The sequence below is a fragment of the Williamsia phyllosphaerae genome (genome assembly GCF_014635305.1).
Classification (GTDB): domain Bacteria; phylum Actinomycetota; class Actinomycetes; order Mycobacteriales; family Mycobacteriaceae; genus Williamsia_A; species Williamsia_A phyllosphaerae.
Window position 1 is genome coordinate 1,759,213 of sequence record NZ_BMCS01000001.1, and the last position, 21,061, is coordinate 1,780,273.

21 protein-coding genes are annotated in these 21,061 nt (G+C 67.6%); 7 read left to right on the top strand and 14 right to left on the bottom strand.

Annotated features, from left to right (window positions below; translation table 11 throughout):
* Positions 1–9 precede the first annotated feature (9 nt).
* From IEV93_RS08325 to echA20, 5 genes are read right to left on the bottom strand one after another with little or no spacing between them, the layout of a single operon-like run.
* On the bottom strand, positions 10–753 hold the full coding sequence (locus IEV93_RS08325; RefSeq protein ID WP_188488673.1) for a class I SAM-dependent methyltransferase: 744 nt from the start codon (positions 751–753) through the stop codon (positions 10–12).
* Between the two features lie 27 nt (positions 754–780).
* Positions 781–1,854, bottom strand: coding sequence for an NAD(P)H-dependent flavin oxidoreductase (locus IEV93_RS08330; RefSeq protein ID WP_188488675.1), 1,074 nt, complete (start codon positions 1,852–1,854; stop codon positions 781–783).
* Positions 1,851–2,618, bottom strand: coding sequence for a CoA-transferase subunit beta (locus IEV93_RS08335; protein WP_188488677.1), 768 nt, complete (start codon positions 2,616–2,618; stop codon positions 1,851–1,853). Before IEV93_RS08335 ends, IEV93_RS08330 begins: the two co-directional genes overlap by 4 nt.
* Complete coding sequence (locus tag IEV93_RS08340; RefSeq protein WP_188488679.1) at positions 2,615–3,532, bottom strand: CoA transferase subunit A; 918 nt, start codon at positions 3,530–3,532, stop codon at positions 2,615–2,617. Before IEV93_RS08340 ends, IEV93_RS08335 begins: the two co-directional genes overlap by 4 nt.
* Positions 3,529–4,284, bottom strand: a complete 756-nt coding sequence (gene echA20, locus IEV93_RS08345; protein WP_188488681.1) for a (7aS)-7a-methyl-1,5-dioxo-2,3,5,6,7,7a-hexahydro-1H-indene-carboxyl-CoA hydrolase — start codon at positions 4,282–4,284, stop codon at positions 3,529–3,531. Before echA20 ends, IEV93_RS08340 begins: the two co-directional genes overlap by 4 nt.
* Positions 4,285–4,395: 111 nt before the next feature.
* Between echA20 and IEV93_RS08350 the strand changes: the two genes are divergently transcribed.
* The 4 genes from IEV93_RS08350 to katG all read left to right on the top strand — a co-directional run bounded on the left by IEV93_RS08350 (position 4,396) and on the right by katG (position 8,860).
* Positions 4,396–5,181 (top strand): SDR family oxidoreductase, encoded by a 786-nt coding sequence (locus tag IEV93_RS08350; protein ID WP_188488683.1) that lies wholly within the window; start codon positions 4,396–4,398, stop codon positions 5,179–5,181.
* Complete coding sequence (locus IEV93_RS08355) at positions 5,178–6,098, top strand: SDR family oxidoreductase (RefSeq protein ID WP_188488685.1); 921 nt, start codon at positions 5,178–5,180, stop codon at positions 6,096–6,098. Before IEV93_RS08350 ends, IEV93_RS08355 begins: the two co-directional genes overlap by 4 nt.
* Positions 6,095–6,463 carry a DUF8021 domain-containing protein gene (locus IEV93_RS08360; RefSeq protein ID WP_188488687.1) on the top strand — a complete coding sequence of 123 codons (369 nt, stop codon included), beginning with the start codon at positions 6,095–6,097 and terminating at the stop codon, positions 6,461–6,463. Before IEV93_RS08355 ends, IEV93_RS08360 begins: the two co-directional genes overlap by 4 nt.
* Positions 6,464–6,601: 138 nt before the next feature.
* Entirely contained in the window at positions 6,602–8,860 is a 2,259-nt protein-coding gene (gene katG, locus IEV93_RS08365; protein ID WP_188488689.1) for a catalase/peroxidase HPI, read from the top strand.
* Between the two features lie 12 nt (positions 8,861–8,872).
* Here katG and IEV93_RS08370 read toward each other — a convergent pair whose 3' ends face one another.
* The 5 genes from IEV93_RS08370 to IEV93_RS08390 form a co-directional block, all read right to left on the bottom strand.
* The gene (locus IEV93_RS08370) at positions 8,873–9,241 is read right to left on the bottom strand and encodes a DUF1304 domain-containing protein (RefSeq protein ID WP_188488691.1); all 369 of its coding nucleotides are present in this window, start codon (positions 9,239–9,241) and stop codon (positions 8,873–8,875) included.
* Between the two features lie 12 nt (positions 9,242–9,253).
* On the bottom strand, positions 9,254–9,916 hold the full coding sequence (locus IEV93_RS08375) for a GNAT family N-acetyltransferase (protein ID WP_188488693.1): 663 nt from the start codon (positions 9,914–9,916) through the stop codon (positions 9,254–9,256).
* Between the two features lie 38 nt (positions 9,917–9,954).
* On the bottom strand, positions 9,955–11,337 hold the full coding sequence (locus IEV93_RS08380) for a WS/DGAT/MGAT family O-acyltransferase (protein WP_371873801.1): 1,383 nt from the start codon (positions 11,335–11,337) through the stop codon (positions 9,955–9,957).
* 87 nt (positions 11,338–11,424) lie between these two features.
* Positions 11,425–11,922: a nitroreductase family deazaflavin-dependent oxidoreductase gene (locus IEV93_RS08385; protein WP_188488695.1), complete on the bottom strand. Its 498-nt coding sequence runs from the start codon at positions 11,920–11,922 to the stop codon at positions 11,425–11,427.
* Between the two features lie 12 nt (positions 11,923–11,934).
* Positions 11,935–13,101, bottom strand: a complete 1,167-nt coding sequence (locus IEV93_RS08390) for a steroid 3-ketoacyl-CoA thiolase (protein WP_188488697.1) — start codon at positions 13,099–13,101, stop codon at positions 11,935–11,937.
* A 211-nt stretch (positions 13,102–13,312) separates the two neighbouring features.
* On the opposite strand from IEV93_RS08390, the gene IEV93_RS08395 reads away from it, so the two are divergent.
* Positions 13,313–14,569, top strand: coding sequence for a cytochrome P450 (locus tag IEV93_RS08395; protein ID WP_229705142.1), 1,257 nt, complete (start codon positions 13,313–13,315; stop codon positions 14,567–14,569).
* Between the two features lie 86 nt (positions 14,570–14,655).
* On the opposite strand, the gene IEV93_RS08400 is transcribed toward IEV93_RS08395, so the two are convergent.
* From IEV93_RS08400 to IEV93_RS08415, 4 genes are read right to left on the bottom strand one after another with little or no spacing between them, the layout of a single operon-like run.
* Entirely contained in the window at positions 14,656–15,102 is a 447-nt protein-coding gene (locus IEV93_RS08400) for a nuclear transport factor 2 family protein (RefSeq protein WP_188488701.1), read from the bottom strand.
* Positions 15,099–16,271 carry a thiolase family protein gene (locus IEV93_RS08405; protein WP_188488703.1) on the bottom strand — a complete coding sequence of 391 codons (1,173 nt, stop codon included), beginning with the start codon at positions 16,269–16,271 and terminating at the stop codon, positions 15,099–15,101. Before IEV93_RS08405 ends, IEV93_RS08400 begins: the two co-directional genes overlap by 4 nt.
* Complete coding sequence (locus IEV93_RS08410; RefSeq protein WP_229704971.1) at positions 16,271–17,320, bottom strand: thiolase family protein; 1,050 nt, start codon at positions 17,318–17,320, stop codon at positions 16,271–16,273. Before IEV93_RS08410 ends, IEV93_RS08405 begins: the two co-directional genes overlap by 1 nt.
* Positions 17,321–17,330: 10 nt before the next feature.
* Positions 17,331–18,353 carry a Zn-ribbon domain-containing OB-fold protein gene (locus tag IEV93_RS08415; RefSeq protein WP_229704972.1) on the bottom strand — a complete coding sequence of 341 codons (1,023 nt, stop codon included), beginning with the start codon at positions 18,351–18,353 and terminating at the stop codon, positions 17,331–17,333.
* A 62-nt stretch (positions 18,354–18,415) separates the two neighbouring features.
* Between IEV93_RS08415 and IEV93_RS08420 the strand changes: the two genes are divergently transcribed.
* Positions 18,416–19,453, top strand: coding sequence for an LLM class F420-dependent oxidoreductase (locus tag IEV93_RS08420; protein WP_188488707.1), 1,038 nt, complete (start codon positions 18,416–18,418; stop codon positions 19,451–19,453).
* Between the two features lie 44 nt (positions 19,454–19,497).
* Complete coding sequence (locus IEV93_RS08425; RefSeq protein ID WP_188488709.1) at positions 19,498–21,060, top strand: acyl-CoA synthetase; 1,563 nt, start codon at positions 19,498–19,500, stop codon at positions 21,058–21,060.
* Position 21,061: the final 1 nt, after the last annotated feature.

The following is a 21,061-nucleotide window of genomic DNA, read 5'->3' on the forward strand; positions in this document are numbered from 1 at the left end:
TTGTGGACGTCAGCGCCTCCGGGCGATCATCGCCCGTGGCGACCCGGTGATCGTGATCGGATCACCGCCGAGCGCCGCTGAGAGCTCTGCGCGCAGCCGGTTCTTGGTCGCCTCGTCGAGGACCAGGAACCGGGAGTACGTGAAGACGGTGTCCAACCAGGCTGCGGCGGTGACGGTCTCGGTCAGTGGGAAGTCCTCGACCCGGATGTCGAATCCGGCCGCGGTGAAGTCCGCGGCCGTCTCGTCGGTCAGCCGTCGCCGGGCGGTGTCGTTGTTCCCCAGGACCCCGTCGACGATGTCGCGGATGGCCGGATTGTCGAAACCACGCCAACTCGACTCGTGGGACAGCAGTGCGACGTGGCCGCCGACGGGGAGGATCTCGGCGAGCTTGGCCAGCGCCGGGACCGGGTCCACCCAATGCCATGAGCGGGCGAACACGACCAGGTCGAACGACCGCCCCCGCGGGTCCCAGTCCTCGAAGGTCCCGGGCTCCACGGTCACGCCCTTGGCGCGCGCGATGTCCGCCATGTCCGAATCCGGTTCGACGGCAACCACATCGCAGCCGCGGGCGAGCAGCGCCGCGGCGGCCTTACCGGTGCCCGACCCGACATCGAGCACGCGATGACCGAGTGCGGCCACCGCGTCCATCAGGTCGTCTGGGAAATCGGGCCGGTGATCCTCGTAGGCCTGTGCCTGCGCTCCGAAGCTGAGCGCGAGGTGGCGGTCGACATGAAGGGGAGTGGGCTCGGGCACGCGTCCGAGCGTAGCGATCGCGGACGATCAGGCGAGTTCGCGCAGCTCCGAGAGTCGTTCGCGGGCCTGCGTCATGATCGACTGGATCAGCTCGTCGCAGCTGGGCAGGTCTTCGATCATCCCGACCACCTGTCCGGACGCGAGCACGCCGGCGTCGGTGCTGCCGTCGACGAGACCGGCCTTGAGCAGCATCGGGGTGTTGCCGGCCATGATGATCTGCTGCCAGGTGCGCTCCCCGGATCGGCGCATCGTGCGGCCGTCGGTGAGCATGGTGGTCCACTTCATGCCGGTCATCTGCTTGAACTCGTTGGCGTTCCGCGCCGCCGCGACCAGTGCGCTGACCGGGTTGCCGCCCTCGAGCTTCTCGACCAGGGAGGTCCGCAACACCCGGTGCGGCATCCCGTCGACCTTGGTGGACACCACGGTGTCGTTGAGGGTGCGACCGATGTACTCCTGCTTCACCGAATCCGGCACCGTGCTGTCGGAGGTGAGCAGGAAGCGGGTTCCCATCGCGACCCCGGCCGCTCCGTAGGAGAGAGCCGCGGCGAGGCCACGCCCGTCGAAGAACCCGCCGGCCGCGACGACCGGGATCCCGCCGGGACCGAGTGCGTCGAGCACCGACGGCAAGAGCAGCGTCGTCGCCACCGGCCCGGTGTGACCGCCGCCCTCACCGCCCTGCACGATCACGGCGTCGGCGCCCCAGGACGCGACCTTGACCGCGTGCTTCGCGGCACCGATCGACGGGATCACGACGATGCCGTTGTCCTTGAGTTTGCTGATCAGGTCCTTCTTGGGCGCCAACGCAAACGACGCGACCCGCACCTTCTCGCGGATCAGCAGGTCGATCCGCTCGCCGGCGTCGGTGGCGTCGGCACGGATGTTGACGCCGAACGGCTTGTCGGTCAGCGACTTCGTCTTCGCGACCGCGGTCTCGAGCTCGTCGTAGGTCATCGTCGCCGAGGCCAGGATCCCGAGGCCGCCCGCGTTCGACGTGGCCGAGGTCAACGATGCCCCGGAGACCCAACCCATGCCGGTCTGCACGATGGGGTAGTCGATGCCGACCAGTTCGGTGAACGGAGTCGACATCCGCGGCTGCGTCATCGGCTCGTCTCCACCGGCTTGACCTCGCGCTCGCGCAGCCCCTTGGGGTCGATGACCTCACGGATCAGGCGCAGTTCCTCGTCGCTCGGCAGTCGCGTGACACCGGCCGAATCCAGTTCGGCCACCTCGAATCCGGTGTTGTCGGCGACCTCCTCGGCGGTCACGCCGGGGTGCAGCGAGCGAGCGCGCATGGTGTGGTCGGGTCCGCCGAAGTCGAACACGCCGAGGTTGGTCACCACCCGGTGGATGTCGAGGTACCCATACGCCGGGTTGTCCGGGTTCACCTGGTCGTACCCGACGCCCGAGACGATGTCGACCTGCTCGCCGAAGACGCGGGAGTTGTGCTTGGCGACCCAGTAGCTCGTCGGGTGGTTCAGGGTGTTGCCGGGAGCTCCACGCACACCGAACATCTGGCGGGTGGGATGCTGGAGCGACCCGAACGCGGAGAGGTTCTGGTTGCCGTGGCGGTCGATCTGGTTGGCCCCCATGACGACATGCCGACGACCCGACGCCACCACGTCGAACACCTTCCGGAACGGCATCCATCCCTCGATGGGTGCGCTGCCCCCGACGGCGGGGGTGTCGGCGAAGATCAGTGCCTCGCCGTCGGTGATCAGCAGGTCGGGTTCGGTGGTCAGGCGCGCCAGCCGGGCACCGATCAACGGTGTCGTGGCCATCGGTGACGCCATGATCTCGCCGGCTCCGTCGAAGATCTCGGCGCAGGCGATCACACAGATCTCCGCGCGGGTGACGTTGTCGCTCATGCTTTCTGTGCCTCCTGCTCGCTCGCCCATTCGCGCACACGCACCTGATAGGTCTCCTCGTCGACGGCCAGGAACCGTTCGGAGAACGCCCGCCAGGTGTCCGGATCGGCGGCCGAGGTGGCGTAGAACCGCTGGAACGCCTCGTCGCGTCCGTAGTCGCCCGCGAAGGTGAAGTGCGCACCGTTCGGTGCGTGGATGACGCGGTCGACGTTCATCCGATTCAGCAGCATGCGTTGCAGTGGAACCGTTTCCACCAGCTCAGCGGTGCTCACCACGCTGTCCACCTCGAGGAATCGGCGTCGAGCGGCCCCGCAGTAGAGGTCGTCGAAGTACGGGTCGACACCGGTGTACGCGGCGTTGCCGTGGACGTCGGCGATGTCGAGATGCACCAGCGCCACGTCGAGCTCGAGTGCGGGCATGGCGATCAGCGTCTGCGTGCGACCGTCGGCGTCCGGATAGGGCGAGTCGACCGTCTTGAGTTCGGAGCCCCAGAAGTCCTGCACCGCCGAGCCCAGGCCCGCCCGGATGGGTAGGAACGGCAGACGCGACGCGGCGGCCTCGAGTCCGCACTTGACCATGCCCTCGTCCATCTCGCGGACCTCGATGGCGCCGGTGGTCCGCGCGTGGGCGAACCAGGGGTCGTAGAACGGTGGTGAGTCGAGGGAGACGAACCCGTAGTACGCCTTGGCGACCTTGCCCGCGGCGCACAGCAGACCGAGATCCGGTCCGCCGTAGGTGACCACGGTCAGATCGGTGACCTCCGACCGCGCCAACGCGCGGACCAGCGCCATCGGCTTACGGCGCGACCCCCAGCCGCCGATGCCGATGGTCATCCCACTGGAGATCTCGGCGATGGCCTCGTCCAGCGTCGACGACTTGTCGGTCTGCGTCCGGGTCGTGGTGGGCGCGGTCATGCCTTGGCCTTTCCGGTGGTGACGAATGCCTCGCGGTGTTCGTCGGCGACACCGGCGAGATTGAGTTCGAAGGTGTAGCCCTGTTCGAGTCGGTAGCTGGTCTTCACGTCGACCGGGTCGATGCCGTTGAGGGCCTCCTTCGCGGCACGGATCACGCGGGTGTCCTTGACCGCGATCATGCGGGCGACCTCCAGTGCGGCCTCGAGCAGTTCGGCGCGCGGCACCACGCGGTACACCGACCCGAAGTGCTCGAGCTGCTGCGCGGTCACGTTCTGGGCGGTGAAGTACAACGTGCGCATCAGGTGCTGGGGGACCAGCCGTGCGAGATGGGTTGCGGCGCCGAGTGCTCCGCGGTCCACCTCGGGGAGTCCGAAGATCGCGTCGTCGGTGGCCACGATGACGTCGGCGTTGCCCACCAGTCCGATGCCGCCGCCGACGCAGAACCCGTTGACCGCGACGATCACCGGGACCGCGCAGTCGTACACGGCGGCGAACGCGGCCGCGCACCCGCGGTTCGCGTCGATCAGTGCGCCGTAGCCCTCGGTCGCCTGCATCTCCTTGATGTCGACGCCGGCGTTGAAGCCGCGCCCCTCGGCCCGCAGGATCACCACGTGGGTGGCGGGGTCGGCCCCGGCGGCGAGGATCTGTGCACCGAGGTCGAACCAGGCCGCCGACGGCAGCGCGTTGACCGGCGGGAAGTCGACGGTCACCGTCACGATGCCCGGTTCGATGGTGGATGTCGTGATCGACACTGGTGCTACTCCCTCGCATACCCGGTGGACGTGTTACCAACCAAACACTTGCTTGGTAGCCTAGCAGCACCGGTCAGGCGGCCGGAGGTCTCGGGCGATCGGAGTGGATGCGTGGATATCGGTCTTGGTGGCCGCGTGGTCCTGGTGACCGGCGGCGCACGAGGGGTCGGGGCGGGCATCTGTTCGGTCCTCGACGCCCTGGGTGCCACCGTCGTCGCCTGCGCGCGTCGAGCCCCCGACGATCCGGACCGCGCGGGTGCCCCGGACTTCGTCTCCTGCGACGTGCGCGATCCCGACGCGGTGGCCGAGATGGTCGCAGGGATCGTGGCCCGTCACGGACGGCTCGACGGTCTGGTGAACAACGCGGGCGGGTCGCCGTTCGCGCTCGCGGCCGACGCCGGCGCGCGTTTCCACAGCAAGATCGTCGAACTCAACCTGCTCGCGCCGTTGATCGTCGCGCAGGCCGCGCAGTCCGTGATGCGGGAGCAGCCCGACGGCGGCGCCATCGTCAACGTCTCCAGCGTCAGCGGTCACCGTCCGTCGCCGGGGACCGCCGGATACGGCGCGGCCAAGGCCGGTCTCGACAACCTCACGGGCTCGCTGGCCATCGAATGGGCGCCTGCGGTGCGCATCAACTCCGTGGTCGCGGGCCCGGTGCAGACCGAACTGTCCGAACTGCACTACGGCGACGCCGAGGGCATCGCCGCGGTCGGCCGCACCATCCCCATGGGTCGGATGGCCGTGCCCGACGACATCGGCAACGCGGTTGCATTCCTGTTGTCGCCCTTGGCCGGATACATCACCGGATCGACCATCACGGTCCACGGCGGCGGCGAGAGGCCGGCCTTCCTGGACGCAGCGAACACCAACACGGCATCGGAGCGGAAGACATCATGAGTGGCATCAACGAGGGGCGCGTCGTCATCGTCACCGGCGCGGGACGGGGCATCGGACGCGAACACGCGCTGGCGTTCGCCGCGTCGGGCGCCAAGGTCGTCGTGAACGACATCGGCGCCGGGCTGGACGGATCCAGCACAGGCGAGTCACCCGCCGAGCAGGTGGTCGCCGAGATCGTCGCTGCGGGAGGCGAAGCCGTCGTCAACGGCGACGACGTCGCCGACTGGGCCGGGTCGGAGAACCTCGTCAACACCGCGATCGAGCGCTTCGGGGCTCTCGACGTACTCGTCAGCAACGCAGGCTTCCTGCGCGACAAGATGCTCGTGTCGATGAGCGAGAACGACTGGGACGACGTGATCCGCGTCCACCTCAAGGGCCATTTCGCGATGTTGCGGCATGCGGGTGCGTACTGGCGGACGCAGTCCAAGGCGGGGTCGACCCGATCTGCCCGCATCATCAACACCTCGTCGGGTGCCGGGTTGTACGGGTCGGTGGGGCAGGGCAACTACGCCGCCGCGAAGGCGGCCATCGCGCAGTTGACGATTCAGGCGGCATCCGAACTCGCCGGCTACGGCGTCACCGTGAACGCGATCGCGCCGTCCGCGCGGACCCGCATGACCACCAGCGCCGGCGAGGCCATGGCCGCGCAGATGGCGCCGCCGGCCGACGGGTCGTTCGACACCATGGACCCGGCGAACGTGTCGCCACTCGTGGTGTGGCTGGGGTCGCCGGAGTCGGGGGACGTGACCGGTCGGGTGTTCGAGGTGGAGGGCGGCAAGGTGTCGGTGACCGACGGGTGGCAGCGCAGTGTGCTGCGCGACAAAGGGTCTCGATGGGACCCGATCGAACTCGGTCCGGTGATCGCCGAGATCCTCGCGGAGGCGCCCGCACCGTTCCCGGTCTACGGAGCGCGATGACCGACCCGGGGGCGGCCGCCGGACCCGACGCGGTCGCTGCCGCGCGCGCCTACATCGAGGCACTCGCGAGCCACGATGTCGCAGCGGTTCGTCTCGCCGACGGGTGCCGCCGGGTGGAGAACGGCATCCCGACGGGGTCGAGCGGGCCGGCGATCATCCGCGACCTCGACCGGGGACGGAAGTACCGGGTCATCCGACGGGTGGAGATCGCGAGCATCGACGTCGACGGGGTATCGGTGCGCGCGGATTTCCTCGTCCACGTCGCGTTCGGCCTGTCGGCACGTGTTCGTGAGCGTTTCGACGTCGACGAGACGGGTGCGATCGACCGCATCACGGCGCGGATCGGGCTGCCGCGACGTCGCTGAGGTCGGTACGCGGGTCGGGGGTGGGGTTGCCTTACCGACCCGACCGGATCTGCGAGCGGGTATAGATGGACGGGAGGTCTCGCCCCGGCTGTTCGGCGGTACGGACCACGCCACCGACGTCGACGAGAGGTTCCCGTCATGCCCGCATATTCCGAATACTCCGAGGTTCTCGAGGGCACGTGTCCCTTCGGTGGCAACACGATCGGGGGCGCCTACACATCCAAGCCCACCCTGTCCGACTGGTACCCCGACCGGCTGCGCGTCGAGCAGCTGCATCGCGACGGTCCGGCGGCCAACCCGTTGCGGGACTTCGACTACGAGGCGGCGTTCACCGCGATCGATCTCGACGAGCTCAAAGCCGAGATCAAGCAGTTCCTGACCACCTCGGTCGACTGGTGGCCCTCGGACTACGGCAACTACGGCCCGCAGATGATCCGGATGGCGTGGCACGCCGCGGGCACCTATCGCATCGCCGACGGCCGGGGCGGCGCCGGGCAGGCGCTACAGCGCTTCGCCCCCATCAACTCCTGGTGGGACAACGGCAACACCGACAAGTCGCGCCGTCTCATCTGGCCGATCAAGAAGAAGTACGGCAGCTCGCTGTCCTGGGCGGACCTGATGATCCTCACCGGCAACTGCGCGCTGGAGATCATGGGCTTCCCGACCACCGGCTTCGGCGGCGGTCGCCGCGACTCGTGGGAGGCCGACGACGCCACCTACTGGGGCGCGGAGTGGATCGAGAACAGCAACCCCGAGTCGTTCGACGCGATGGTCATGCGCAGCGACCGCTGGACCGGCGAACCCGGTGACGCCGACTACGAGCTGCAGCAACCGCTCGCCGCATCGCACCAGGCGTTGATCTATGTCAACCCCGAGGGTCCCAACGAGAACGGCAACCCCGGGGACTCCGCGGTCGACATCCGTATCACTTTCGGCCGCATGGCCATGAACGACATGGAGACCGTCGCGCTGATCGCAGGCGGCCACGCGTTCGGCAAGAGCCACGGCAAGGTCGCCGCCGACAAGATCGGTGCGCCCCCGGAGATCGCCCCCATGGAGGCGATGGGCCTGGGCTGGAAGAACCCGGAAGGCCCCGGATTCGCCGAGTACACGATGACGAACGGCATCGAGGGGGCGTGGACCCCCAACCCGACCCAGTGGGACAACTCGTACCTGGAGAACCTGTTCGGCTTCGAATGGGAGAAGTTCCACAACCCGATCACCGGTGCGACACAGTGGAAGCCGATCGATCCGACCGCCCCGAAGACCCCCGACGCGCACATCGAGGGTCAGATGAACGACCTGATGATGATGACCAGCGACATCGCGCTCAAGGTCGATCCGGTCTACCGGGACATCTGCGAGCAGTTCCTCGCCGACTTCGATCTGTTCACCCGGGAGTTCTCGAAGGCCTGGTACAAGCTGACCCACCGCGACATGGGTCCCAAGTCTCGTTACCTCGGTCCGGAGGTGGCGGCCGAGGACTTCATCTGGCAGGACCCGCTGCCCAGCTACGACGGTCCGCGCCTCGCCGACGCCGAGGTCAGCACCCTCAAGCAGGCGATCCTCGCCGCGGGGGTGTCGGTCTCCGACCTCGCCTACACCGCGTTCTCCGCGGCGGTCACCTACCGCGACTCCGACAAGCGCGGCGGCGCCAACGGGGGACGGTTGGCCCTGGCCCCGCAGAAGGACTGGAAGGTCAACGCCCGTACGGGCGAGGTCATCTCAGCCCTCAAGCAGGTGCAGGCCACGAGCGCAGCGCAGGTCAGCCTGGCCGACCTGATCGTCCTCGGTGGCTGCGTCGCCGTGGAGCAGGCCGCACAGGCGGCCGGTGTCACCGTCGCGGTGCCGTTCACCTCGGGCCGGGTCGATGCCACCGATGAGCAGACCGACGTCGCGCAGTTCGAGTGGCTGGCGCCTGTCGTCGACGGGTTCCGCAACTTCGTCCTGCCGGAGTTCTCGTCGATCTCCCGCGTCGCGCCGGAGGAGATGTTCATGGACAAGGCGGCACTGCTCGGTCTGTCCGCCCCGCAGTGGGTCGCGCTCACCGGCGGCCTGCGCGTGCTGGGGTGCAACCATGACGGCTCGTCGACGGGCATCTTCACCGACAGGGTCGGGGTGCTCTCCACCGACTTCTTCGAGACGGTGACGAGCATGGACTACGAGTGGGCGAAGGTCGACGACGAGGGCCTGTCCTTCGCGATCAACGACCGCGCGACGGGAAGCAAGGTCTACGACGCCTCGCGCAACGACCTGCTGTTCGGCTCCAACCAGCAACTGCGTGCGGTGGCCGAGGTCTACGCAGGCAGCGACGGCCAGGAACGTTTCGTCCACGACTTCGTCGAGGTGTGGGACGCGATCATGATGGCCGATCGCTACGACGTGAAGAAGGGCTGACCCGGCTCAGGTCTACAGGACGACGAGCAGCACCAGGGCGACGACCGCGAAGAGTGCCTGAGTCGCCGCCGCGCGGAAGTACGCGCTCCCGGTGCTCGCGAGCACGGCCGCGGCCGCGACGATGCACGAGCATCCGAAGGCGACGAGCGTGAGCCCTGCGGTACCGCCGATGACGACCCCGACGATGATGCCGACGGCGAGGAACAGGTTGTAGAAACCCTGGTTGAACGCCAGCGGTTTCGTGGTGACCGCGTCGGCATCGGAGGCGACCCCGAACCGGCGGTAGACCGCCGGCCGGGTCCACAGCACCGACTCCATCGCGAAGATGGCGACATGGAGCAGCGCGGCCAGAACCGCGAAGACGCCGGCGAGAACGGGCACGGCCGCTGTGTCCTAAGTCGAGACGCCGGGGGCGCGGATCACCATCGGGACGCCCGGGAAGTGCGACGCCATCTCGGTGCGTGACGCGCGCAGCGCAGCGGTTCCGTAGCCCTTCTTCCGGTGCTCGGGGCGGATCCAGATACGGACGTTCACCTCGCCGCCGATCAGCTCGCCGAAGACCATGCCGATCTTGTCCGAGCCCTCGAGGGCGACGAACCACGCCGCCTCCTCGGCGTGCACCCGGTCCACCGCGGAGGCGATCTCGTCGTCGAGCCCACCCGCCGGGCTGCCCGAACCGTCGCCCGCGGAACCGATCTCGTCGGTGCGGGCGGCGAAGATGTCGCTGTCGGTGGAACCGTCGAACGGTCGCAGTCCGAGGGTCTCGCCGGAGCTGGCGGGCCGGTCGGACAGGGTGAACGTCAGCTGGTTGTTGAGATCCTCGAGCTCGTTCTGGTTGGCGCGGCGCGCGTCCTTGGTCAGCTGCGCGAACGACATGCCCATGACGGCCTGCGCGCCGAGGGTGGCGGTGCCGAGCAACTCGGCGATCGCAGTCACGGCGGCATCGCGGTCAGAGGCCTCGACGATGGCGTCGAGAACTTCGTGGCGTCGCTCGAGGGCGGAGTGCAGGGCGTTGGTGATCTCGCGGCGGTCCGCGGCACGATCGTGATCGGTCATGGCGACATCGTAGATCAGCCCACCCTGTCGCCGGGCGGTCACACGGTTGTTGCCGCGACCGCCTTTTCGAGCTCCGTCAGCGAGTCCTCCAGGTGGTGGATGAGCCGCTGCAGGCTGGGCACCGTCTGACGACAACCGATGATCCCGAAGTCGAGTTGATCGGCATTGCTGGTCAGTGTGATGTTGATGGCCTGACCGTCCAGCACGATCGACGCGGGGTAGACACCGTCGAGACGAGCGCCCTTCCAGTACATGCGGTTTCGCGGACCGGGGACGTTCGAGATGATGACGTTGAACGGCGGCCTGGTGAGGCTGACGAAACCGGGGATCGGCGACATGGCCAGCGGCGACATGTTGACCGCGCTGAGCAGCATGATCTGCAGTGGGCTCAGCTCGCCCATCATCCTCTTGGCCGACTGCACCGATTCGCGGATGGCCATCATCCGCTCCAGCGGATCCTCGACATCGGTTGCGAGCGAGGCGATCACGGCACCGACGGCGTTGCCGCCGGAGTGGTCGGGATCATCGGGTCGCAACGACACCGGCACCATGGACGTGAGCGACTTGTCCGGCAGTGCGTTCTGCTCCATGAGGTACTTGCGCAGGGCGCCGCTGCACATCGCCAGCACGACGTCGTTGAGGGTGGCGCCGACCGCCTCGCCGACGGACTTCACCCGGTCGATCTCCCACGTCTGCGCCACGAACCGACGCGCACCGCCGATCGGGGCGTTGAGCATCGTGCGCGGCGCCTCGAACGGGGTGGTGAAGTTGTGATCGCGCATGGCCGTGCCGATGATCTTCATCGACGCGGGGACCAGTCCGGCCGCGGTCGTGCCCAGCGACACCGCGTCGCCGACGAGCGAGAGCGGGTTCCGGGACGAACCGGTCGACGGCTTGGAACGCTTCTCGTGCTTGTCCCAGGGCGCGCGGAACTCGAGGTCGTCGGGATCCTCGCTCAGCGCGTTCTGCATCACGCGCAACGCGGACACGCCGTCGAACAACGAGTGGTGCACCTTCGTGTACACCGCGAACCGGCCGTCCTCGATGCCCTCGACGACGTGCATCTCCCACATCGGGCGGTGTCGGTCGAGCAGCGTGCCGTGCCAGCGCGAGGTGAGCTGGAACAGCTCACGGATCCGCCCGGGACGCGGCACCGCGGAATGGCGGACGTGGTATTCGAAATCGATCTTCTGGTTCTTCGCCCACCACAGGTTGCCCACCGAGCTGACCGGGTCGGCCGGGCGCATGCCGAAGCGCGGCGCGAGGTCGGTGTGCGAGCGGGCCTCGTCGATGATCTTCGAGACGAAGTCGGGGCCTGCGCCCTCGGGAGGGCTGAACAACTGCAGCCCGCCCACGTGCATCGGGTGCTCACGCGATTCGGCCAGCAGGAACATCGAGTCGGTGACGGGCATGTAGTTCACCCGTCCCATTGTCGGCCCTGCGACCTTCTCGCGATGCACTTTGCGCAAGACGAACCAAACGGTTACCCGTCGGTCACGAAATGGCTGTCACAGCGGCTCGCAGATGACGAGCGGGATTGTCCGGTCTGCCCATTCCTGGTACTGGTCGACGTCGGCGTAGATCTCGGCGTAGCGGGGCCACAGTCGTTCTCGCTCCGCATCGTCGGCCGCGCGTGCGACGTAGGCGCCGGTTTCTTTGCCGATTTGGATCGTCACTGTGGGATCAGCAACGAGGTTGAGATACCACAGCGGATGGTTCTTTCGACCGCCCTGCGAGGCGATCAGCACCACCGCGTCGCCGTCCCGTAGACAGAGCAGAGGCACGGTCCGCGGCTCGCCGGTCTTGCGACCGGTCGTGGTGAGCAGACAGACCGGGACGGGCTTCTTGAACCCGGCACCGATGCGCCAGTTGCCGCCGATGCGTCCGCCGGTCGCCTTGTAGAGCTTCGTGTTGGCCTTCGATCCCCACTTGAGGATCGCGCCGACCGCCTTGGAGTCCAGGGCGGCCGGTTTGTCGCGCGAGGTCTGCTGTTCGTCAGGGCTCATTGGAACACTATTTCAGATTCGTTCCAGGATGGTGCCCGTGGAGAGCGCGCCGCCTGCACACATCGTGATCAGCGCGGTCGTCTTGTCGGTGCGCTCGAGCTCGTACAGGGCGGTGGTGATCAGGCGGGAGCCGGTGCTGCCGACCGGATGTCCGAGGGCGATGGCCCCGCCGTTGACGTTGACCTTGTCCATGTCGGGTCCGTGCACCGATGCCCAGCTGAGCAGCACCGAGGCGAACGCCTCGTTGACCTCGAACAGGTCGATGTCGCCGATGGACATGCCGGACTTGGCGAGCACCCGCTCGGTCGCCTGTACCGGACCGTCGAGGTGGTAGTAGGGCTCGGCGCCGACGAGCGCCTGCGCTCGGAGTCGGGCGCGGGGCTTCAGGCCGAGGGCCTTCGCCTTGTCCTCGTCCATCAACAACACCGCCGCGGCCCCGTCGGAGACCTGCGACGAGGTTCCCGCGGTGTGGATGCCGCCCTCGATCACCGGCTTGAGGTTGCCGAGGGACTCGATGGTGGTGTCGCGCAGCCCCTGGTCGCGGTCGACGTCGAGGATGTTGCCGGTCGGCTCCCCCTCCTTGGTCATCTCGCGGATCTTGAGTGCCAGCACCTCGCGGTCGAAACGCCCCTCCTCCCACGCCTGCTTGGCCAGGCGTTGGCTCCGCTCGCCGAGGGCGTCGGTGTCGGCACGTGTGATGCCGCGGCGTTGCGCGATGCGTTCGGCGGCCTCGAACTGGTTGGGCATGTCGATGTCCCAGGTCTCCGGCCGACGCAGGCCGGCGTTCTCCACCATGACGTTGGCGCCGAGGGGTACCTGCGTCATCGACTCGACCCCGCAGGCGATGCCGACGTCGATGGTGTCGGTGGCGATGAGGCCGGCGATGAGGTGGTTGGCCTGCTGGGCCGACCCGCACTGGCAGTCGATGGTGGTCGCTCCGGTCTGCCACGGCAGTCCGGCGTGCAGCCACGCGGTGCGGGTGATGTTGTTGCTCTGCGCACCCACCTGCATGACGCACCCGCCGATGACCTGTTCGACGAGCGCGGCGTCGATCTCGGCCCGCTCGATCAGCCCGGACTGCGCGGCACCGAGGATCTCGGCGGCGTGCAGACCCGAGAGCCAGCCCGCCCGCTTGCCGATCGGGGTTCGCACTGCCTCGACGATCACCGGTACACCCATTGCTCGGGTCCTCTCCACTGCTGATTCCTCGACCTGAGTAGGTCATTTACAAACTAGAACAAGTTTCTATCTGAGTCCATGTCGCGGTGCTGAACCCATGGTGAAGGCGGGTGCGAACGTGTTCTAATGGCGCTGGAACAGGTTCATTTTTCAGATGAGGTGATCGTCAATGACCAGAGCCGACAGCCGCCCTGCGACCGACCCGGGTGCGATGACCGGATGCCCGGTGTTCCGCAGTGACGCCGCCCCGGACGGATTCGACCTCACCCATCCCGAGCTGTTGGAGAAGGGCCTGCCGCACGAGGAGTTCGCCGAGCTCCGGCAGACGGCCCCGATCTGGTGGAACGAGCAGAGGCCCGGCAAGGGCGGTGGCTTCCACGACGGCGGGTACTGGGCCGTCACCAAACTCGCCCACATCCGCGAGATCTCGAAGAACAACGAGCTCTGGTCGGCCAACGACAACGGCGTCATCATCCGTTTCGAGGACGACATGCCCCCCGAGGCGCTCGACGTCACCAAGGCGCTCGTCATCAACCACGATCCGCCCGAGCACACCCGTCTGCGCAAGTTGGTGTCGAAGACGTTCACCCCGAAGGCCGTGCACGCTCTCGAGGAGGGGCTCGGCGATCGCGCCGCGACCATCGTCGCCGACGCCGCGAAGAACTCCGGGCCCAGCGATTTCGTGAACGACGTCGCGGTGGAGTTGCCGCTGCAGGCGATCGCCGACCTGCTGGGAGTACCGCAGGAGGACCGGCAGAAGCTGTTCCGCTGGTCGAACTCGATGATGAACTCCGAGGACCCGGAGTTCACCGATGATCCGCAGGTCGCCTCGGCCGAGGTCCTCGGCTACGCCTACCTCATGGCCGAGGACCGCAAGAAGTGTCCGGCCTCCGACATCGTCACCGAGTTGGTCAACGCCGACATGGACGGACTGTCGCTGTCGGAGATCGAGTTCGGCTACTTCTTCATCATGCTGTCGGTGGCAGGTAACGAGACCACCCGCAACGCGATCAGCCACGGCATGAACGCGTTCCTCGACCACCCCGATCAGTGGGAGCTGTTCAAGCGGGAACGACCGACCACCACCGCCGACGAGATCGTCCGCTGGGCCACACCGGTCAACTGCTTCCAGCGCACCGCCCGCAAGGATCTCGAACTCGGCGGGGTGCAGATCAAGAAGGGGCAGCGCGTCGGGATGTTCTACGGCTCGGCCAACTACGACACCGATGCCTTCACCGATCCGTTCACCTTCGACATCACCCGCGACCCCAACCCACACGTCGGTTTCGGTGGACACGGCGCGCACTACTGCGTCGGTGCCAACCTCGCGCGCATGGAGATCAACCTGATCTTCAACGCCATCGCCGACCACATGCCCGACATCACCAAGGTCGCCGAGCCGCAGTACCTGCGCCACGGGTGGATCAACGGCATCAAGCACCTGATGGTGGATTACGGCGTCAAGTAGCGAGTTCGTCCACAACCGACACCGATGAGGGTCGGCGCGTGCATTATCCACACGCCGAGAGGTATCGGTGACGATTGTGGTCGAGGTCAGTCGGCCTTCTGCAGGGACTCCATCGTCTTCTGGACCTCCCAGAACGCCCGGAGGGCAACGAGTTTGCCGTCAGCATCGGCGCGGTAGGTGAACACCCCGCGCGAGGTGGTGACGTGGCCGCCGATGTGGGTGACGATGCGACCGATGTAGGCCACCTCGTTCCCGCAGATGATCTCCTCGTCGAACTGGAAGTCGAGGCTCTCGGTGGTCGCGATCGTCATGTCCCAGAACGCGGCGATCTCCTCGTGACCGCGATGCCCCCGGCCCTGCTCGTCGAACATCGACGGCCCGACGGGGTCCTCGACGACGGCGTCGGCGGCGAAGTTGTCCACCCAGCCCTGCTTGTCGCGGGCCGCGACCATCTCGCGCGAGATGCGGCCGGCGACGACGGCGGGGTTGTTCTCCCGGTCGATGTTCAGGTAGGCGGGTTCGGCGGCACTCATTCCGGCTTCTCCGCACCCACGAGCCACATGGAGAAGTACTGCGACCCACCGCCGTAGGCGTGGCCGAAGGCCTTCTTGACGTTGTCGACCTGGTGGTCGCCGGCCTTGCCCATCACCTGGATGGCCGCCTCGGCGACCCGGATCATGCCGGAGGCGCCGATCGGATTCGACGACAACACGCCGCCGGACGGGTTGACCGGCAGCCGACCACCCATCTCGGTCTCGCCCTTCTCGGTGAGCTTCCAGCCCTCGTTCTCGGGCATGAAACCGAGGTTCTCCAACCACATCGGCTCGAACCACGAGAACGGGACGTAGATCTCGGCGACATCGACCTCGTCGAGTGGATCGGTGATCCCGGCGTCGCGCCACAGGGCGGCCGACGCGTCCCGGCCGGCCTGCGGACTGACCACGTTGCGGTGGGCGTAGGCCAACGGTTCGGTGCGCATGGCCGTCGCCAGGATCCACGCGACGGTGTTGCCGTCGGCGATCGAGTCCTCGGCCACCTTCTCGTCGCCGATCACCACCGCACACGCACCGTCCGACGACGGGCACGTCTCGTCGAAACGGATGGGGTCCCACAGCATCTGCGAGGCCATCACGCTCTCGACGGTGATGTCGGGCTGGTGCAGATGCGCCAGCGGGTTCTTGGCGCCGTTGCGGCGGTCCTTGGCCGCGACCATCGCGCCGATGTGCTCGGGCGCGCCGGACTGTCGGATGTAGGAACGCACGTGCGGGGCGAAGAAGCCACCTGCACCCGCACCGACCGGCATCGTGAACGGCACCGGGATCGACAACGCCCACATGGCGTTCGACTCCGACTGCTTCTCCCACGACACGGCCAACACGCGCCGGTGCACCCCACTGCTGACCAACGACGACGCGACCACCGCGGTGGACGCACCCACCGATCCGGCGGTGTGGACACGGATCAGCCGCTTGCCGACCGCGCCGATCGACTCGGCCATCGCGAGTTCGGGCATCATCGCGCCCTCGAACAGGTCCGGCGCCTTACCGATCACGACGGCGTCGATGTCGTCCATCGTCATCCGCGAGTCACGCAGCGCGGCGTCGATGGCCTCGCGACACATGCCCGCCATGGTGACGTCATGCCGTTTGGCGACGTACTTGGTCTGCCCGGTGCCGATGACGGCCGCCCGCAACCTGCCCATCAGTGCTCACCTTTCGCGGTGTCGTCCCCGGAGAGCGCGACGACCATGTTCTGTTGCAGCAGTGGACCACTGGTCGCGTGGGCGATGGCGGTGTTCGCCTCACCCGCGATGATCGCCGCGGCCGCGAAACCGATCCGTTCGAGGCCGGCGGAGAACATCGGGTTCGCGGCCAGTGCGCCGCCGGAGGGATTGATCCGCACCGAGTCCGGCAACCTCAGTTCGTTGCGGATGATGATCTCCTGGTGGGTGAACGGCGCGTACAACTCGGCGATGTCGACCGCGCGGTCGTCACCGAGTGCGGTGTCGCCCGCCAACCGCGTCGACGGGGACCCGGTGAGATCGCGGGCGCCGAAGTTGGGTGAGTCGATGCGGTGGTCCCACCCGGTGATCCACGCCGGGTTGGCGACGAGCTCTCGCGCACGGTCCTCGCTCGCGAGGATGACCGCGGCGGCACCATCGGTGTACCGCGAGGAGTCGTGCGCGCGAAGCGGGTCGGCGGTCAGGGGTGCGGCGAGCAGCTCGTCGACCGAGGTCCCGGTGGTGCGCGCGGCGACCGCGGCCATGTCGGCCTCGGTCCACGCGCCGGAAACGATCCCGGCGCGCGCCTGCAGGGCGGCGAGGGATCTCGCATCGGGCCACAGCGGGGCAACGGTGTACGGGTCGGTCTGCAGCGCCAGGGTCAGGTCCATGTTGCCTGCCGACGGTTTGCCGAAACCGTAGGCCAACGCCAGATCGACCTCGCCGGTGGCGATCTTGACCCACGCCTCGTACAGCGCCCAGGCGGCGTCCATCTCCACGTGCGACTCGTGGATGGGAGGGACGGCCCCGATCGAGTCGATGGCCGAGATGAACGAGAAGGCACGACCGGCCAGGTAATCCGACGAGCCGCTGCACCAGAAGTCGATGTCGGTGCGGCTGATACCGAGTTCGGCGTAGAGCTTGGCGAAGCACGGCATCAGCATCTCGACACCGTTGGTGGTGCCGAAGGTCTGATCGACGTGCGGGCTGTGGGCGAACCCCACCACAGCTATCTTGGGCGCGTTGGTCACTGCTCGTTCCTCACAGGTGCTTCTTGTAGGACTCGTACTCGGCGTCCGGTTCGCCGGTCGGCCGGAAGTGGCTGATGTTGCGGAGCGTGTGGTCCCATTCCGACTCATCCCGCCAGACCGCCTGAACGCGCATGCCCATACGGACCTCGTCGGCCTCGACATCGAGGATCAGGTGTAGGAAGCCGATGTCGGAACCGTCGAGCAGCACGTACGCCGCGACGTACGGCGGCTTGATCTGCTGGCCCAGGAACGGCACGTTGACGATGCAGAAGGTGGTGATGATCCCGGTGTCGGGCAGCTCGACCTTCTCGGTGGTCGGGTCACCGTTGGCCGGAGAGGACACCCGTGGAGGGAAGTACACCCCGTCGCTGGTGCGTCCGCCGATGAGCTTGCCCTCCTTGATGCCCTCGAGGTACCAGGTCTCCTCGACGGTCGCGGAGTGGTCGATCGTCAGGCCGATGGGGGTGACGATCATGCCGGGGGTCTGCTGGCCGGCACCCGAGTTCTCCTGTGCCGGTTCGGGGTTCTCCCCGGCGGCGAAGTGGGCGATGTCGTCGATGCGGCCCGTGCGTTCGGCTTTCCACACCGGGTGCACGCGGAGGCCGGTGCTCAGTTCGCCGGCCGACGCGGCCTTCACCACGTGCAGCAGCGCGGTGTCGGCGCCGTCGAAGGTGATCAGCGCCCACGCGAACGGCTCGGAGAGCGGTTGTCCGGGTAGGGGTTCGGGCTGCCACGACCAGGTGCTGACGGTCCCCACGGGACCGACCTCGACGAAGTCGGTGATCGGTGCGCCCCCGGCGGGGTCGAACTCCGGCGGCGGCACGAACACGCGACCGTCGGAGGTGCGTCCGCCCACCACGGTGCCCGCGAGGAGGCCGTCGGCGAACCGGCTCAGCACCGGCCCGAGTGACCGGGTGTAGTCGAAGGTGTTGCTCAGCGGTGCGGTCAGTACCGGCGAGGCCGGTTCGGGCACGTCGGCGACCGCGGCGTCGAGTACCGCCGCGAATCCCGTGGAAGTCTGGCTGTTGCTCACCAGTGGAGTAGAACAGGTTCTAGAATTGGGCGCAAGAAGTCACACCGATGAGGGAGTTCCGCGTGAAGTTGGGTCTGCAACTCGGGTACTGGGGGCGGGGGCCGATCGACGAGGCGCCTGCGCTCATCGCGGCCGCCGAGGAGGCCGGTTTCGACGCGGTGTTCACGGCCGAGTCGTGGGGGTCGGACGCGTTCACCCCGCTCGCGTGGTGGGGGAGCGAGACATCGCGGGTACGTCTGGGTACGGCGGTCGCGCAGATCGCCGCCCGGCCGCCGACGTCGGTCGCGATGTCCGCGCTGACCGTCGACCACCTCAGCGGGGGCAGGCACATCCTCGGTCTGGGCGTCTCCGGGCCGCAGGTGGTCGAGGGCTGGTACGGCCAGCCGTTCGCCAAACCGTTGGCCCGTACACGCGAATACGTGCAGGTCATCCGGGATGTGCTCGCCCGCGAGGCGCCGGTGACCAACTCCGGCCCGCACTACCCGCTGCCGTACCCGTCCGACGCCCCCGGAGCGACCGGTCTGGGTAAGTCACTCAAGCCCATCACCCACCCGGTGCGGCCCGATCTCCCGATCTGGCTGGGTGCGGAGGGACCCAAGAACATTGCTCTGACCGGCGAGATCGCCGACGGATGGCTGGCGATCTACTACACGCCACGTCTCGCGCCGCAATATGAGGAGTGGTTGGCCGAGGGGATGTCGCGGCCCGGTGCGCGCCGGACCCGAGAGGAGTTCGAGGTCGCGGCAACGGTGCAGGTCGTGGTCACCGACGACGTCCGGGCGACGCTCGACGAATACAAGCCGTCCACCGCCCTCTATGTCGGCGGGATGGGGGCGAAAGAGGTCAACTTCCACGCCGAGGTCTATCGGCGCATGGGGTACGGCGAGGCCGTCGACGAGATCGGCGCGCTGTTCCGGGAGGGGCGCAAGGACGAGGCCGTCGCCGCGGTCCCCGACGAGATGGTCCGCGAGACGATGATCGTCGGCACCGCCGACGAGGTCCGCGCGGAGATACAGCGATGGGAGGCGGCCGGCGTCAGCATGCTCATGGTGACCGCCCGATCGGTCGACCTTGTTCGGGAGCTGGGCACCCTGGTCTAATGTGAGACCGTCGGTAGAACACGTTCTAGAAATTGGAGGCACCGGTGCCGGAATTGGACCAGCCGATCGGACTGTGGAACATCGCCAGGGCGACCCCGGATCGGACCGCGGTGGTCGATCCGACGGGTGCCGAGATCAGCTACGGCGAGCTCGCATCGCGGGCCAACCGGCTGTCCAACGGTCTGCGCGCCCACGGACTCGGCACCGGTGACACTCTCGTCATCGCGATGCCCAACAGCATCGAGACGGTGTGCCTGCAGTTCGCGGCGCTTCAGATCGGTCTGTACCTGGCGCCGGTGAACTGGCATCTGACCGGCCCTGAGATCGCCTACATCCTCGGCGACAGCGAGGCGAAGATCTTCATCAGCGACGCACGTTTCGCCGAGGCCGCGCAGATCGCGGCGCGCGAGGCGGGGATGGCGGGCACCGACCTGTTCGCCTCGGGCGTGATCGAGGGATTCCTCGACCTGTCCGAACTCACCACCGGCGTCGATGATTCCGAGCCGGAGGACCGCACGACCGGCGCGCCGATGCTCTACACATCGGGGACGACCGGCAAGCCCAAGGGTGTTCGGCGTCCGCTGCCCGGGGTTCCGCCCGAGCAGGCCGCCATGGGTGGCATCGGGTTCTTCGGCGTCATGGGTCTGGTGCCGCACGACGACCACGTCCACATCTGCGGCTCGCCGCTCTACCACACCGCCGTCGTCAACTTCGTGATGATCTCGATTCAGTTGGGCCACACCGTGGTGCTGATGGACAAGTGGGATCCCGAGGAGATGCTGCGACTGATCCAGCAGCATCGGGTGACGCACAGCCACATGGTCCCCACCCAGTTCCGACGCCTGCTCGGTCTGCCCGAGGAGGTGCGCGCGAAATACGACGTGTCGTCGCTGCGCAACATGATCCACGGCGCGGCCCCGTGTCCGCGCGAGGTCAAGCAGCAGATGCTCGAGTGGTGGGGGCCGGTGGTCACCGAGTACTACGCCGCCACCGAGGGCGGCGGCACGACGATCTTCGGCGACCAGTGGCTCACCCATCCCGGGTCGGTCGGCAAGGCGTGGTCGTACTCCGTGGTGAAGATCCTCGACGACGACGGCAACGAGGTCCCCCGGGGTGAATCGGGCCAGGTCTACATGGAGATGAAGGGCTCGGACTTCGAGTACTACAAGGACAAGGAGAAGACCCAGAAGGCCCGCGTCGGAAAGATGTTCACCACCGGCGACATCGGCTACATGGACGACGAGGGCTACCTCTACCTGCTCGATCGCAAGAACGACATGATCATCTCCGGCGGCGTCAACATCTACCCCGCCGAGATCGAGGGCGAACTGGTCATCCATCCGAAGGTCGCCGACGTCGCGGTCTTCGGTGTGCCGCACTCGGACTGGGGCGAGGAGATCAAGGCCGTGGTGCTGCCCGCCGACGGGGTGGACGGTGACGACGCGCTGAGCGAGGACATCATGGCCTTCGCGCGCGCCCGCCTGGCGAAGTTCAAGCTCCCGCGCTCGATCGACTACGTCGACGAGATGCCCCGCGACGACAACGGCAAGCTCTACAAGCGCAAGCTGCGCGACCCGTACTGGGCCGACGCCGAGCGCGCGATCTAGC